The 15037-nt window shown below is 55.0% G+C and carries 14 protein-coding genes; 6 read left to right on the forward strand and 8 right to left on the reverse strand.

Features of this window, described 5'->3' with window-relative positions; genetic code table 11:
* Positions 1-12 precede the first annotated feature (12 nt).
* Positions 13-921, forward strand: a complete 909-nt coding sequence (locus ACL2XG_RS02325) for a dihydrodipicolinate synthase family protein (protein ID WP_410014800.1) — start codon at positions 13-15, stop codon at positions 919-921.
* 60 nt (positions 922-981) lie between these two features.
* Positions 982-1962 (forward strand): dihydrodipicolinate synthase family protein, encoded by a 981-nt coding sequence (locus ACL2XG_RS02330; protein WP_410014801.1) that lies wholly within the window; start codon positions 982-984, stop codon positions 1960-1962.
* A gap of 414 nt (positions 1963-2376) precedes the next feature.
* Here ACL2XG_RS02330 and ACL2XG_RS02335 read toward each other — a convergent pair whose 3' ends face one another.
* Entirely contained in the window at positions 2377-3813 is a 1437-nt protein-coding gene (locus ACL2XG_RS02335; RefSeq protein WP_413722977.1) for a flavin monoamine oxidase family protein, read from the reverse strand.
* 207 nt (positions 3814-4020) lie between these two features.
* Between ACL2XG_RS02335 and ACL2XG_RS02340 the strand changes: the two genes are divergently transcribed.
* Both ACL2XG_RS02340 and ACL2XG_RS02345 read left to right on the forward strand, forming a co-directional pair.
* Positions 4021-4905 (forward strand): transporter substrate-binding domain-containing protein, encoded by an 885-nt coding sequence (locus ACL2XG_RS02340; RefSeq protein ID WP_413722976.1) that lies wholly within the window; start codon positions 4021-4023, stop codon positions 4903-4905.
* A gap of 212 nt (positions 4906-5117) precedes the next feature.
* Positions 5118-5774, forward strand: a complete 657-nt coding sequence (locus ACL2XG_RS02345; RefSeq protein WP_410014804.1) for a GntR family transcriptional regulator — start codon at positions 5118-5120, stop codon at positions 5772-5774.
* A 130-nt stretch (positions 5775-5904) separates the two neighbouring features.
* Here the strand turns inward: ACL2XG_RS02345 and ACL2XG_RS02350 are convergent, their stop codons facing one another.
* Positions 5905-6555 carry a glutathione S-transferase family protein gene (locus ACL2XG_RS02350; protein ID WP_413722975.1) on the reverse strand — a complete coding sequence of 217 codons (651 nt, stop codon included), beginning with the start codon at positions 6553-6555 and terminating at the stop codon, positions 5905-5907.
* 91 nt (positions 6556-6646) lie between these two features.
* Positions 6647-7828, reverse strand: coding sequence for an epoxide hydrolase family protein (locus tag ACL2XG_RS02355; RefSeq protein ID WP_413722974.1), 1182 nt, complete (start codon positions 7826-7828; stop codon positions 6647-6649).
* A gap of 199 nt (positions 7829-8027) precedes the next feature.
* On the opposite strand from ACL2XG_RS02355, the gene ACL2XG_RS02360 reads away from it, so the two are divergent.
* Positions 8028-8939, forward strand: a complete 912-nt coding sequence (locus ACL2XG_RS02360) for a LysR family transcriptional regulator (RefSeq protein ID WP_413722973.1) — start codon at positions 8028-8030, stop codon at positions 8937-8939.
* 121 nt (positions 8940-9060) lie between these two features.
* Positions 9061-10602 carry an MFS transporter gene (locus ACL2XG_RS02365; protein WP_413722972.1) on the forward strand — a complete coding sequence of 514 codons (1542 nt, stop codon included), beginning with the start codon at positions 9061-9063 and terminating at the stop codon, positions 10600-10602.
* A 179-nt stretch (positions 10603-10781) separates the two neighbouring features.
* Here ACL2XG_RS02365 and hxsC read toward each other — a convergent pair whose 3' ends face one another.
* From hxsC to ACL2XG_RS02390, 5 genes are read right to left on the reverse strand one after another with little or no spacing between them, the layout of a single operon-like run.
* On the reverse strand, positions 10782-11987 hold the full coding sequence (gene hxsC / locus ACL2XG_RS02370; protein ID WP_413722971.1) for a His-Xaa-Ser system radical SAM maturase HxsC: 1206 nt from the start codon (positions 11985-11987) through the stop codon (positions 10782-10784).
* The gene (hxsB, locus tag ACL2XG_RS02375; RefSeq protein WP_413722970.1) at positions 11984-13441 is read right to left on the reverse strand and encodes a His-Xaa-Ser system radical SAM maturase HxsB; all 1458 of its coding nucleotides are present in this window, start codon (positions 13439-13441) and stop codon (positions 11984-11986) included. The genes hxsC and hxsB overlap by 4 nt, the downstream gene beginning before the upstream one ends.
* Positions 13431-13655 carry a hypothetical protein gene (locus ACL2XG_RS02380; RefSeq protein ID WP_413722969.1) on the reverse strand — a complete coding sequence of 75 codons (225 nt, stop codon included), beginning with the start codon at positions 13653-13655 and terminating at the stop codon, positions 13431-13433. Before ACL2XG_RS02380 ends, hxsB begins: the two co-directional genes overlap by 11 nt.
* A 5-nt stretch (positions 13656-13660) precedes the next feature.
* Positions 13661-14044 carry a His-Xaa-Ser system protein HxsD gene (gene hxsD / locus ACL2XG_RS02385; protein WP_413722968.1) on the reverse strand — a complete coding sequence of 128 codons (384 nt, stop codon included), beginning with the start codon at positions 14042-14044 and terminating at the stop codon, positions 13661-13663.
* Positions 14045-14093: 49 nt separating this feature from the next.
* Positions 14094-14411 carry a hypothetical protein gene (locus ACL2XG_RS02390; RefSeq protein ID WP_413722967.1) on the reverse strand — a complete coding sequence of 106 codons (318 nt, stop codon included), beginning with the start codon at positions 14409-14411 and terminating at the stop codon, positions 14094-14096.
* Between the last annotated feature and the right edge of the window lie 626 nt (positions 14412-15037).

The raw sequence follows: 15037 nt of genomic DNA on the forward strand, positions 1-15037 counted from the left end.
GAGATTCAGCTTATGATCCTTAAGGGAGTACTGTCCGCTATTGTTACGCCGTTCACCGCTGACGGTGAAGGTATCGATGAAGCGGCGCTACGCAAACTCGTAGACCAAAATATCGCTGACGGCGTCGATGGTTTTGTTCCTGCCGGCGGTACCGGCGAGTTTTCTGTCCTTTCCCACCAGGAGAGATTACGTTTAGTCGCGATCGTGGCCGAGCAGGCGGCTGGCAAGGCCACGGTACTGGCCCATACCGGCGCAACCTCGTCCCGGGAAGCCATTGCGTTTTCCAGGCACGCCGAAAGCGTGGGCGCCACCGCCATCATGCTGGCGACCCCATACTATGAGCCTATCGGTTTTGATGAGGCGTTCGCGTATTACGCCGAAGTCGCCGCGGCCACCAGCCTGCCCATTTGCGCTTACAACTTTCCCCCGGCCACCGGCTTGCATCTCGACGTGGATTTCCTGCTAAAACTGGCCAGGGAGATACCGCAGGTCAAATACGTCAAGGATTCGTCGGCCAACATCATGCAAATGAGCGCGCTGCTGATGGATCATGCCGATGAAATCACTTTTTTCAACGGCGAAGACGTGCTGATGCTGCCCGCGCTGATGCTGAAAGCGCCCGGCATGGTGATGGGCACCGGCAATTTTATGGCGCCGGGGCTGGTGAAATTACAGCGCGCGAGCGAAAGCGGCGACGACCAGGCGGTTGCGGATCTCTGGCGGCAAGTGTATCCGCTGATCCGCCTGCTAGGCGCGGGCCGCTACAACAGCGGCATCAAGGCCGCCTGTGAAATCCTGGGGCTGAGCGTCGGGCCGGTGCGCGCGCCGATTCCGCCTTATTCCACCGTGCAGAAAGCGGCGCTCAGGCAGGCCATTTCCGCCATAGATCCGGCATTGCTGACCGGCGCGGCGCGCCGGTAACCCAACGGCACCGGCAATCCCGTTACGCCGTCCGTTAAGAACCATCATTGGAGAGGTAGTATGAAAGCAGATATATTTTCCGGGGTGATCCCGGCGTTGATGACGCCTTGCACGCAGGCCAGGCAGCCCGATTTTGATGCCCTGGTGCGTAAAGCGCAGGAATTGATCGGCGCGGGTATGTCGGCGGTGGTCTATTGCGGTTCGATGGGCGACTGGCCATTGCTGACCGACGCGCAGCGCATGGAAGGGGTGGAGCGCCTGACCCAGGCCGGCATTCCGGTCATCGTCGGCACCGGCGCGGTGAATACCGCCGCTGCGGTGGCCCATGCCGCCCACGCGCAGAGCGTTGGGGCCAAAGGCCTGATGGTTATTCCGCGGGTGCTATCGCGCGGTTCGGTGATCGCGGCGCAAAAAGAACACTTTAAAGCCATCCTTGCCGCCGCGCCGGAGCTGCCGGCGGTTATCTATAACAGTCCCTATTATGGTTTCGCCACCCGCGCCGATCTGTTTTTCGCCTTGCGCGGTGAACATGCCAACCTGGTCGGTTTTAAAGAGTTCGGGGGCATGGACGACCTGCGTTACGCCGCGGAGAATATCACCAGCCGCGACGATGACGTCACGCTGATGATTGGCGTCGATACCGCCGTGGTGCATGGCTTCGTCAACTGCGGCGCCACCGGCGCCATCACCGGCATTGGCAACGTGCTGCCCGAAGAAGTGCTGCATCTGTGTCATCTTTCTCAGGCGGCGGCGGCCGGTGATAGCGACGCGCGCCAACGGGCGCAGGAGCTTGAACAGGCGCTGGCGATTCTGTCGTCATTCGATGCCGGTCCGGATCTGGTGCTGTTCTTCAAATATATGATGGTACTGAAGGGGAATAAAGAGTACGCGCTGCATTTCAATCGGACCGACGCGCTTACCGACAGTCAGCGCGGCTACGTGGAGGCGCAATTCCGCTTGTTCAATCAATGGTATACCGAATGGAGCCAATTGCCGGGCGCGGTACAGCGCTATAAAAACGGCATGGAACGCGCCGCTTAGGTTGGGTTCAATCGCTCTATTCAAGCGTGGTTGGCAGTAAAAACCACGCTTTTTTTTGCGCGCCACGGGATTATTTACGCTGACGTGGGGCCGGCTTTAGGGGAAACCGGGAGCCGGCATGCGGGGCGCTATAGTGCTTGCGGCAGACGCGCGTGGCGGCCGGGCGGTAAAGCGCATCCACCACCTTGACCGTGGCCTGCGCCCGATCGGCCTCACTGAGGGCAGGGCCCTGCGTCCAGGCGGTGACAGGCCTGCGTTATTGAAAAAGCGGCCGCCAAGGCCGCCCTTTTGTCCATGTCACGGCAGAAAACGGCGCAGACGACCGCACCTTCGACCCGCGTTAACTCGCGGGCAGGGGTTCTGCCGCCACGCCCGCCCCAATAATGCCGATGCGAAACGGGAGCGCGGCTTTATTCAGACATTTTCCTTCACCTGCCCGGCGGTGGCGATACGGTCCCGTTCGACGATGCTCAGCTGCGTCTTTTTTTGCGCCTGGCTCATCAGGTGCACGCGGGCGCGCCGCGCCGCTTCGTGGCCGGAGCCGGTGGCGATCTCCATATTGCCGATTTCGGCAAAGTAGTCGCCCGCAAAATGGATATTGACGTCGTTGCGTTCGCAGTAGGCGAGCATGGGGGCAAAATTGAACCCGGCCGGGCGATACGTATTGCCGGGCACCCAGCGTTGCACAATGGTTTCCTTCACATGCCCCTGCAATTGCGGGAACATTTTGTAGATATCGGCAAGATAACGATCACGAATCTCATCATCGGTCAGCTTAAGCATTTCGCGCGCCGGGGTACCGCCGGAATAAACCATCAGGCTGCCGCCCGGTTTGCGCGGGCCGGTTCTCAGCGGATTAGCATGATTAAAAAACATGTCAAACGAGGCATCCGGCGTGGTGATGGCATAGATATCGTCATAGGGCATCGGGCCCGGCTCGTCGGTGATGATTCCCATGGTGGGGAACGGACCGTACTGAACGCTTATAAGGGTCTGGCGAACATCATCGGGTAGATCGCGGACCATGTCAGATGCCTGGTAAGCCGGCACCGCCACCACCACTTCCGCGGCGGTTACGCTATGTTCACGCCCTTCGGTTTCATAGACCACGGTAACCAGGTCGCCGGTTTTACTCACTGATTTCACGGTAGCGTCATAGCGCACGCGATCGCCCAGCAATTCCATCATTACCTCGCCGAAACGGCCCGAACCCCCGTCAAGATTAAGCGCCATGGCATCGCCTTTACCGGCCCATACGGCGCCAAAAAGCGAAACGCCGACCCCCGCGTGCTGGTCTTCCATTTCCGCCGCCGCGCGCCGGGCCGCAGATTGAAAAAGCGCTTCAAGCCGTTTGGGCAGCGGTCCCATAAATTCGCGAAAGGATTTATCCGACAGATAGCTGGCGACCCGCGCCCGGCGGCGCTGGTTACTTTCGCCATATACCGGCGCCATCGCTTTTTGCCAGCCTTTCACCGCCTTTAGAATCCGCATGCCTTTGGTCGCCAGGGCGAAACGCTCACGCAGGGTCATCGGCATGGTCAGCGGCAGGGCGGAAACCATTTTGGGCTTATACACTTTACCGCCCCAATAAATCGCGAATTTATTGCCGGGGATCTTGATGATATCCAGGCCTATGGAATGAAGGATGTTGCGCATATGCGATCCCGGCGGTGGAAACAAGTGACCGCCGAGATTCAGCCAATAGTCTCCCCGTGATACCGAGTAGAGACGTCCGCCAAGACGATGCGATTTTTCCAGCACCAGAATATTCTTGTCCCTCAGCTCCCAGGCCGCCGACAAGCCTGATGGGCCGCCGCCGATAATCACAACATCAAATTCCGGTTTAACCATTTTTATTTCACCTCAATCGCTTACGTGTTGAATTGACTTGCCTCGCAGAGGATGTTCCTGGAGGACCCTGGCCCGGACGGCGGGATAAACATCGCGCTTGCAGCAGCTAAGTGTTACGGGTAATATATTACGTGTAACACGCTATTGTCAACGTTCAGTGAGTGTTCAAGCCCGCGTCGCGCCCTTAATTCATCCCAGGAGAGTTATATGAAATTCAATTATTCACGACTTTTGTGCCTGATTGCCGCGCTGGCGGCAGGCGCGCTTCCCGCCGCCGGCGCCTGGTCTCAGGAGGCGATTGGCAAGGCCGATGACGTGGCTGCGCAGCTGCCGCAATCGATAAAGGACGCCGGCGAACTGCGCATCGCTGTTCCGGACACCGGAAAACCCTTGGCTTATAAAGAAGGCGGCGTGCTTAAGGGGATGGATGTCGATCTCGCGCAATCGGTTGCCGCCATACTGGGTCTGAAGGCCGATATTCGCCTGATCCCTTTCGCCACCGCGCTGGCCGGCTTGCAATCGAATAAATACGATATCTCCTATGGCGAGTTCTATGTCACGACGGAACGATTAAAAGTCGCCGATTTTGTGACTAACTGGCAGGATTACAGCACTTTCCTGGTGAAAAAAGGCCAGCCCTTCCAGGCCAAGGCGCTGGCTGATATTTGCGGCCATAAAGTCGGCGCCATGGCCGGTTCCGCTGAGCTGGCCACGCTCAACTCCGCCGCGCTGAAATGTACGGACAAGGCGTCAGTGGTCAGCGCATTTCCATCCATTAATAATGCCGTGCTGGCCCTTAACAGCGGCCGGGTCGACGGCGTGTTGATTAACCGCGGCGGGGCGCAGGAATCGATACGCGTCGATGCGGGACTTAGCGCCTCGGGCGAAATCGGCGGGGGACCGACCGCGACGGCGGTGGCGCGCAACGCGAATTCGGCTCAATTGCTGCAAGCATTGAAAGCCGCCTACGATCGTTTGATTCAGAACGGCGAATACGCCAAGATCCTAGAAAAGAACGATACCGCCTTCGGCGCCGTCAAAAGCGCGGAAATTTACCAGGAAGGGTCAACGCCGCCGAAATACAGTTTCTGATGAGGCTCCCAGGGATGGGAAGTTTAACGATTAGGCAGATAACTATTACTTATTATAATAAGGAAATGTTATGTCATCGCCCTGTTACCGCCACGGTGAGCAACAATTTAGCGGCCGGGTCATAAGAAAATAGAATCTATATTGAGTAGAACCTTCATTCGGGCTAAAATGTAGCATGTTATCGACTACTAAGATGTCAGTCTGAGGTTTATATGGAACAGGAACATCCTATACTGCGGCAAGCCAATCTGCGCGATCAGGCGCTGTCCATTTTGAAATTGCGTCTGGTTTCCGGCGATCTGGCGCCGGGCCAAATTTATTCCGCCTCGGCCTTGGCCGAAGAATTAGGCGTTTCCAATAGCCCGGTTCGCGAGGCCATGCTGACGCTGGTTAACCAGGGATTGATGGAAACGGTGCGTAATCGCGGTTTTCGCGTGGTGCATTTCAGCGATAAAGAGCGTCATAACGTCTATGAGCTGCGGTTATTGCTTGAAGTGCCGTCGATGGCCAAACTTGCTAGGCTCAGGCCGCGGGTGGAAGCGCGCCGGGAGGAGTTTTCACATATTGCCTCCGACATGGTGGGGTATGCCAAGGAAGGGAATATTGCGGGTTATCTGGAAATGGATCGCCAGTTCCATCTTGGCCTGCTGTCGCTGCTCGAAAATGAACCGTTGGTGACTATTGTTGAAAACCTGCGCGATCAGTCCCGTCAGTATGGTCTCAAGGCGCTGCGTGAAAGTGGCGGGCTGGTAAAATCCGCGCAAGAGCATCAACCTATCCTTGATGCCATGTTATCCGGGGATGGTGAATTAACCACTCAATTGATGACTGATCATCTGAGCCATTTAATGAGTGACTGGGCGGGCTGATTTCCGCCGCCGCCCTGGTTATCTTTCCTCGTAATTCGCCGGCGCGCCGTGCCGTGCTCGTGGCCCGCCGGCCGGCGCGAATATAAGGATTACGCCGTGCCTGGACCACGGCGAAGTGAGCCCGCTTGCCTTATTCCGCCGGTGCGGTCAGTGCGGCGCGGTGCGCGTTGACAAGGCGTTGCTCGTCGCTGAGCGCCTTTTGCACCGATGGCCGTGCGTCCATCCGATCTTTCCAGCTCGCCACGTTTTTAAGGTGGCTGATGTCGACCCCCGAGCGATCGCCCCAGAATGTGGCCCAGAGATAGGCATCCGCCACCGTCATTGTCTCGCCGGTCAGAAAAGCGCGGCCGTCGGCAAGACGGTCATCAAGGATGCTGTAGGCCGCGGCGATTTTGCCGCTGGTCCAGGCAATGCCTTGTTCCGTCATCAGTTTGCGCATCAGAGGGATATGTTTCTGGGCGATTTCGGTGGCGATAAACACCAGGAGCTGGTCGTACCTGACGCGCTCAAGCGTGCCGCGCAATGGGATCAGTCCGGTCGCGGGATACTGGTCGGCGAGGTAGGAAATAATCACGATTGTCTCGGAAATCGGATGATGTTCTTTTTCATCGATAACCAGCAGAGGAACGTATTGCATGGGGTTGAGCTGCGTAAAGTCATCGCCGTTCGAGGTGGATTTGCCGAACACGTCGAAGTGAATAAGCTCAGGCTCGAGGCCGAGTTCGTTGGCGATAATCTGGACGGCTTCAGAGCAGGTTTTATCAGCGATATACAGTTTCATTGGGTGATCCTAGGATAGTTGCGGCGTTATGGGATGTAGAGGGTTGCCCGCGTGCCGGATAAACGGGCCGTGAGGCAAAACCCGGTCTTGCTCAGCGGGGCGCGTGCGCCGGGCGCAGGCTGCGAAAGGCCGCGCGTATTTCATCCGCGAAGATCCGCGGCTGTTCGAATGCCGCGAAATGGCCGCCGCGCGTCGTTTTATTCCAATAGATAAGGTTCGGATAGGTTTGCTGCGCCCAGGATTGCGGCGCGGTCCAGATCTCGCGCGGGAATACCGATACGCCGACCGGGATCCGCACCGGCAGCGAGTAGAAATCCAGGTGCGGATGTTCGGCATACATGCGCGCAGAAGAAGCGCCCGAGTTGGTTACCCAGTACCAGGTCACATCGTCGAGGATTTTATCGTAACCAAAGGCGCTTACCGGGTCGCCGTCGCAGTCCGACCAAGACTCGAATTTTTCGTAAATCCAGCTTAACTGTCCGGCGGGGGAATCCGCCAGGGCATAGCCGATAGTCTGGGGACGCGTGACCATTTCCCAATAATAGCCGGAGCCATCCCGAGCGAACGCGTCAAGCTGATCAAACACTCGCTGTTCATCAGGCGTCGGGTTCGCCGGTTTTTCTTTCGGCGCCACCAGCGGCAGGTTGGTATGGATGGCGCGCAAGCCGGGGAGTTCAAGCCGGGCCATTGCAATGGTGATATGACTGCCCCAATCGCCGCCCTGGGCCACATATTCGGCGTAGCCCAGCCTGTGCATTAGTTCATGCCAGGCTTTGGCGATACGGTCCCGGTTCCAGCCGGTCTCGGCCGGCTTGTCTGAAAAGCCATAGCCGGGGAGGGAGGGAATAACGAGATGGAAGGCATCTTCCGCCCGGCCGCCGTGCGCGGTGGGATCGACCAGCAAGTCGATGGTATCCAGGAATTCCAGCACCGAACCCGGCCAGCCGTGGGTTATGATCAGCGGTATCGCATGCGGATGACGGGATCGGACGTGCAGGAAATGAATGCCGAGCCCATCGATTTTCGTTTTGAACTGGGGATACCGGTTCAGGCGTTGCTCCACGCGGCGCCAGTCATACCGCGTGCGCCAGTATTCGATGAGTTCCCTGACCCGCGCCAGCTGCGGCCCCTGGGAAGCATCGGGTACGGTTTCCCGCTCGGGAAACCGGGTCGCGTCCAGGCGGCGCTTTAAGTCGTCCAGCACTGGCTGGGGGATGTTGATAACGAAAGGCGAAAGGGTAGTGTTCAGCTCGCTTTCAGTGATGTTTTGCATAACAGGGCTCCGTTAAGGCGATCGCCGGCAGACGCGCGGCGTTTCGATGACGGAAAACATAACCGGTCGCGCCGGGGAAATAAACGCCGGTAAAAGCGACGCTCTGTAGCTCCGGGAGCGACAATGCCGTTGGGATAACCATTTACTAAACGACGGCGATACCCTAATTTAGGACGTTATCGTTTCCGGAAGATCAATCATGACGCAATCTTCTCCCTCACTGCAGGATATCGCCGCCTTTGTGGCCGTGGCCCAGCATGCAAGCTTTACCCGGGCGGCCGAACAGCTGGGAACCAGCAAGGCAAACGTGGGTAAAGCGGTGCAGCGCCTGGAGGCGCGCCTCGGGACCAAGCTTTTTCAGCGTACCACCCGATCGGTAACCTTGACCGAAGATGGCAATACCTATCTTGAAGCGGCCCGTGCGGCATTAGGCGGTTTACACGAAGCGGAAACGGCATTGGCCGCCCGCCGCGACCATCCCGCCGGCCGGGTCAGACTGGACATTCCCGTGGGATTCGGCGGATTTATTCTTCCCTCGCTTCCCGCGCTTCGTGCGCGTTATCCCCTGGTGACCCTGGATATTTCACTCACCGATAAGGCCACTGATGCCGTGGGCGAAGGATGGGATATCGTGGTGCGGGTGGGAGAACTGCCGGCGGACGGTGAAATGACCGTAAGAAAACTTTGTGGCCTGCGCCTGTGCCTGTATGCCGCGCCGGCCTATCTCGACGGCCGGCCCTCAATCCGTTCCGTCAGCGAGCTGATGCGCCACGAAGCGGTTATTTTCCGTTCTGCCTCCGGCAAGCTCAGACAATGGCATATCTTTGACGAGGGCCGCGTGCGGGAATTTTCCCCCAATATCAGCGCCATTGTGTCCGACGGCAGGTCGCTGGTGGATGCCGCCAGGGGCGGGCTTGGCATTGCGCAGGTTTTTGACCGCGTCGGGGACCCCTACGTCGCCTGCGGCGAACTGCGGCGGGTGCTGCCGGCGGCATCCGTTGCGGGACCCCCGGTGCATGCGCTTCTCCCCCTTGGCCGGCGAATGCCGCTGAAAACGCGCGTGGTACTCGATCACCTGGCCGATCTTATGCGTTCAGCGACCGCGGAATAAGCGCGTGATTGTCTCCTCACCGGAGACACAGCTGCGCCGCTGCCGGTATTTATCTCCGAATCAACAACGCCTATCGTCGCGGTGAAGGACAATATCGTCCCTTTCATACGAGGTGTTTATCATGTCATCAAGCCCTGCGTCTTCGTACGCCCGCAGCGGCCCGCTGGTGCTGTTTGCCGTTTGCCTGGCGGCATTGGCCCTGCCGCTCAGCTTTACCGGCGCGGCGCTGGCCACGCATACCATCGGGATTGAGTTCTCGGCAAGCGCCGCCCAACTTAGCTGGATCACCAATAGTTTTATGCTCACCTTCGGCAGCTTTATGCTCCCCGCAGGCGCACTGGCGGATGTTTACGGCAGGAAGCGCGTTTTTATGGGTGGGGCAGCGCTGTTCGCCATGGGCTCCCTTGCGCTCGATTTTGCACCTGATATCACTACGCTGAACCTGCTGCGCGCGCTACAGGGGGCGGGAGCCGCCGCGGCCCTGGCCGGCGGCTCGGCCGCGCTGGCGCAGGAGTTTACCGGCCATGCGCAGACCCGGGCGTTCAGTATGATCGGTACCACGTTCGGCATCGGTCTTGCCCTGGGGCCGATCGTTTCCGGCAGCCTGATAGAACATTTCGGCTGGCGCTCAATCTTCCTGACGGGCACGATCCTGGACGTGATTGCCCTGGTTATCGCCCAAGGCGTGATGAAAGAAACGCGCAATCCGGGCAGTTCCCGCTTCGACAGCGCCGGCGCCGTGGCTTTTATCGCCGCGCTCGGTTTCCTGACGCTCGGGCTGAACGAAGCGCCCGATCGCGGCTGGTCCGCGGCGATCGTGCTCGGCGCGTTTGCCCTATCCATCGCTGCGTTTGTCCTCTTCGCAACGATAGAGACCCGCATTAAACAACCGCTGCTCGAACTCTCCCTGTTCCGCTACGGAAGATTCGTCGGCGTTCAGATCCTGCCCATCGCAACCTGCTATGCGTATGTCGTCCTGCTTATCGTGCTCCCCATGCGTTTCATCGGCGTGGAGGGTTACAGCGAAATACAAACCGGTCTGCTGATGCTTGCGCTTTCCGCGCCCATGCTTATCGTTCCCGCCGGCGCCGCCATCCTTGCCCGGACGATACCCGCAAGCTGGCTGGCAAGCGCAGGCCTGTTCGTCGCCGCCGGCGGGTTGTTCTGGCTGAGCCGGGTCGGATCCGGCGGCTCAATGCTGGCGTTGACCGGCCCGCTGCTGGTGATCGGCCTCGGGACCGGCATTCCCTGGGGCCTGATGGACGGCTTGTCGGTGACCGTCGTGCCGCGGGACCAGGCCGGTATGGCCAGTGGCATCTTCAACACCACCAAGGTGGCCAGTGAAGGTATCGCCTTGGCCATGGTGAATGCGCTGCTATCGGCTTTTGTGTTCTTGGCGGTGACACGGGCGGGCGCCGGCGATGGCGCACATCAGCCTCTCGTCGAGGCGTCGCGCCAGCTCGCCACCGGCAACCTCGATCAGGCAACGCGCATGCTCGCCCCTCTGGGACGCGACGCCCTGACCATGGCCTATGACACCGCATTCACCATGCTGCTCTATGTATTGATGACCGTCACCCTGGCCGCCGCGGTCTCGGTATTTATCCTGCTTTCACCCCGGGACGCGGGAACGCCGTGCCCGGATCGGACGCTGACGGAATAACGGCCCGCCGCGGGTTGCATGGTTTTAGCCCCGACTCCCGCTCTTAATCGTCTTGCCATTATTCCAATGGCTTAAAGGGCAAACGGGTATCATACCTGCTCCCAAAAACCATAGCCCAGGGCGCGTATCCCATACCCGTTTTCCCTGTGCTGCTCTGAACGGCACACAAGGCAATGCCCTTACGCCAAGAATGGCGTGATATGTTGAGTGAGAAAGAACTTGTCGGTAGCAGAAGCGAAAAAACCACCGCATTTGTTCTGTTTAATACATTGAGCACATACCAGCGGATAGATATTTTTGAAATCGCTGATGCTTTTGGCGCAAATATCATGCACATCGCTATTTACCACACAAAGCGGCAAATTGAAGATGCGGGTCTCAATGCCACAGCGTTGGAGAATATCGACCGCTGCCGACAGGATATCCTTGTAATCCCACGGGTCGATAGAAAGGGCAGACCAATTAAGTTTGGCATAGCCCATATTTTCCATACCCATCAACGCCACGTGTTTAACAAAGAATAAGTTATTCGAAATAAATTCTACTAAATCTGGGAGATATTCAATGGTCTTTTGATGTAACACAATACGCAGTTCAATGGGAATACCTTGCTTATAGCAGTTAAGCAACCCAGCCAGCGTTTGATCGAATGCGCCTCGGCTTTGCACAATATAATCATGGATATCTGAAACATGTGCAAAAAGCGGGATGCCGACCATGAGGTTGCCGCGAGCCGCGGCCGCAAGCCGGGAGACATAATTCTCATAATAAAAATAGCGCCCATTACTAAGAAGATGGATTAGGGTGTGTGGGGAGCGCTGCGCGATCTTATCAATGATGCGGATTAAGCCCTCATTTAACATCGTTGGCTCGCCGCCCGTAATACATAATGTCTCGGGTAAATGGTCGTCATCCAGCAGATCTATCGTGGCCGTAACGTCGTTTTCCAATTGATAGGGATCCGTAATCCTTGCCGGTTTAGGCGGCTGAGGACACATTACGCATAAGTTATTACAGAGTTCTGTAACCAGGAAGGCATTGTTGTGGGAAGCGGTGCGATAATAGCGGTGTATTCTGCCTTTAACGCTAATGCTGATAATGTCTCCAGGAGAGAAGACAATGCCAGGTTTAACCAGGAGTACGGGAAACCGGCCATGTTCCCACAGCGCCGGTGCGCGATAGTCGTCGGCCGCACAAATCACTGCAGTCGGGCACGTGTCTTGGAACGACGGGAGCAGGGCGTCGGTGGCTAAATAAAGGATATCGCGGTCGGTCATAGGATCAGACCCCGTGACCACTTTGCCGAATAGCTCCCGAACCAAGCCGTAGGTCAATTCTGCCTGCGTAAATAGAAAGCAGGTATCTAACGGGATGGCTGGCTTCATTGCAAACCCCATTGCAGCAATATATGCCGGGTTTGAAGGTCATTTGATGTCAATTTTTTGATAATCATTTTGATGATGCTTTGGTTTTTATAACAAAAATCGTCCTTGCCCGGCCGCCCATAAGGGGACGCCGTGACTTGGTAGCGCCGAACCGGATCAGCCCCGCAATAGGGCGCATAGGCACAGTCCGAGCAGACTGGCAAGCTGTCGTTAATCCCCGATAACGCCAATTCTTGCATTACCGGCCCCAAAAACAATTCTGACCGGGTATTCTCAAGCACATGCCCCATCTTGAAATGCCGGTCTCCGGTCTCGGCCATCATACGGCTTTCATCGCTGGGATAAATATTGCCATCGTAGTTATATAAAGTGACACCGAAACCGGCGCCACAGGGGGATTGTAAATCGACAAAACCTGTCGCCCATGGTGTGACAAGTTTCTTCACAATAAGACTGGCATAGGATTCGCGAAACGGTTGTCCGTCTTTGTTTAACTGGATGATATAATCCAGGCATTTTTCATAGAATTCCAAAAAAGCGTCTGTTGTATAGCCAATTTTGTTGAAATATTTTTGAGCAAAGCCGTAAGGATTCAACTCACGGATAAAGATGCTGCTAAACCCTTGCCGGATATATTCATCAATTATTTCTTGGTGCAGACCAAGACTTTGGCGGGTTGTTGTCATCAGCGCGCTGACCTTGGCGAAGGCATTTTTTTGTTTAATGCGATCCAAGGTAGCGATTAGCGCTTCCCAGGCGCCGGCCTGGCTAAATTTCCGATTAGCATTGTGCAAGGACTGGGGGCCATCTAACGAGGTGCTAATTGAAATATTATGCTCGATCAAAAAGTTGATATCTTCGTCATTTACATCGCATAGGTTGGTGCACAGAACAAATTGGATTTCTTTCACCGCATTATTTTGTTGCACACGCTTCACGGCCCGCCGGACCAGCGGCATTGTCAACGTCGATTCTCCCCCCTGAAACTCCAGCGTGAGTTTGGCGGAGGGCATGGACAAGGCCATATCGATACTGGCGTCAAGTACGGCTTCGCTCATATCAAAGCGAGAAGAGGCGGACTGGCAGGATTTTCTCGATGCCTGGCAGTATATGCAAGAGTTGTTGCACCTCACAGTCAGCACGAAGATATGCAATTGCGCAAAGTCTTCGAGAAAGGCCTTTTTGGTCTTAAATTTAGACGCCAGTAGAGGGATCGGATCTAACGCCTCGTCATTGATGATGATGTGCTTCGATCGCAATTCATAGTAGAGCTTTTTATCGGTTATTTCTTTTTTATTGACCAATACGCTAAGCTGTTCATCGTTTAAACAGATCCATTCACCGTAATCGGTCGAAATAAAATATCGCTTAGCATCCAATTTGCTGAATCTGAAAGGCAACAGCTGATAATGGGGCTGGTAAAAACTCTCAGCGCTTGCGAATTTAATGCTCATGATTGAATCGTTCTTGTATGCTGAGCATCAGCGCATTATTGAGAAAAGTATTGATGATTTCGGCACTCTCTTGGACATGTGCGTTTGTGACGGTGAAATTCAGCAGCATACCATCCCCGGCTTGAGCTGTTATTGATAAATAATCCGCAAATAGTGATGCCATTTCATCAATGGCATGCTGCGTATAAAAATCAGAATCCAGTATCATTTGCATAAGCGTTAGACCGAGGAAGTCAGTATATGAAGGCTATCGCCGGGAGCCGCATTGTGCACCAGCGTGACCACCGGCGAAAAGGCTTTCCTAACGATTTCGGCATGAATTTCTTTTGTTTCAGCTAGGACGATCTGGCGCATCTGGTTTTCATGCAGAAGATCCAGAAATTCATATACTACCCGTTCAATATCGCTGGTAGGTGCTGCGGTATTTTTATTATAAAAGTAAATCAAAAGATGATTGTCCGCAGTTTTAGTGACATGAATATAAAACCGGTCTGTCAAAGAATAACATGTTTTCATTATCGCATTAATGGAATAAATCCCCTTATCTGCGATGATATAAAAAAAATCACCGAGTGCATTCGTACCTTTACCGGTGGGCGCCATGGTTTAGTTACTCCTATAAATAGCCAGCATTTCTGCTGGCTATGACTGATTAACAGGTCTTGCCTGGCGTGCAGGAGTAATGGCTTGCATGGCTCGCGTGGCTGGAATGGCTATAGTGGGCTGCAAAAACTTGCCCATCCAGCGCGGGTCTATCCAAAATAACGGCTATGCCACCCTGCGGATTCGTTCGGGTACTGATGCTTTCCTGAACCCCATTGTTCACCGGAATGGCATCCGTTGACGCTATGGCGTTCAAGCTGCTTCCCGCTAAAACCCCAACAACTATCCCAGCGATAATCGGTTTAATTTTTTTACTTGCTTCAACCTCGTCTAACGCGATCTTTGGTACTGTTGGTAATCCTTTCATTGTTGATCCTTACCAATTTAAAACATAAGGAAATTATTAATCAATTAAATAATATTCCAATGTATTTCACTTTTCTTGCGCTTTTTATTGCAAAAAATTGATATAGGACAATATTTATTCACTCTCAAAGAGGACGTGATTCCTGGTTCTGTTGGTTAACACGTGAAACATACTGGAAGCGCTATAAACTGATTTTTCTAACACTGCATTTAATTAAATCATTATCATTATCATCAGCCGAAAACCTAATTCAACGTGTGGCAAAAATACCGCTTGGCAATAATTGATCCCAATTTTAGTGCAGAAAAGCAAACTATTAAAATACGTGATTTACATCACATGTTTTGATGATTTTCCATTGCAAGGTTTAGGTTTTTTTGCAATAACCCACCCTAAAACAGTGGCAGATGCACGATTCCACTACGGATGCCCTGGGTAACTTGCCCGCCGACAAAAGATTTTTACACTCTGAGAGCCGATGGCTTACATCTTATCGCAATTTTTCAAACTCAGGCTGTCAATAAGATGCACCCGTGAATATGTCTGCGTCAATCAAACAAGCCTGCGTTCTTCCCACGCTTTGCCCATTAATAGTGTGATCACGCGCGTGTTTACATCTAAATAAA

It is taken from the genome of Sodalis sp. RH24, from assembly GCF_047324145.1.
In the GTDB taxonomy this organism is placed as follows: Bacteria; Pseudomonadota; Gammaproteobacteria; order Enterobacterales; family Enterobacteriaceae; genus Acerihabitans.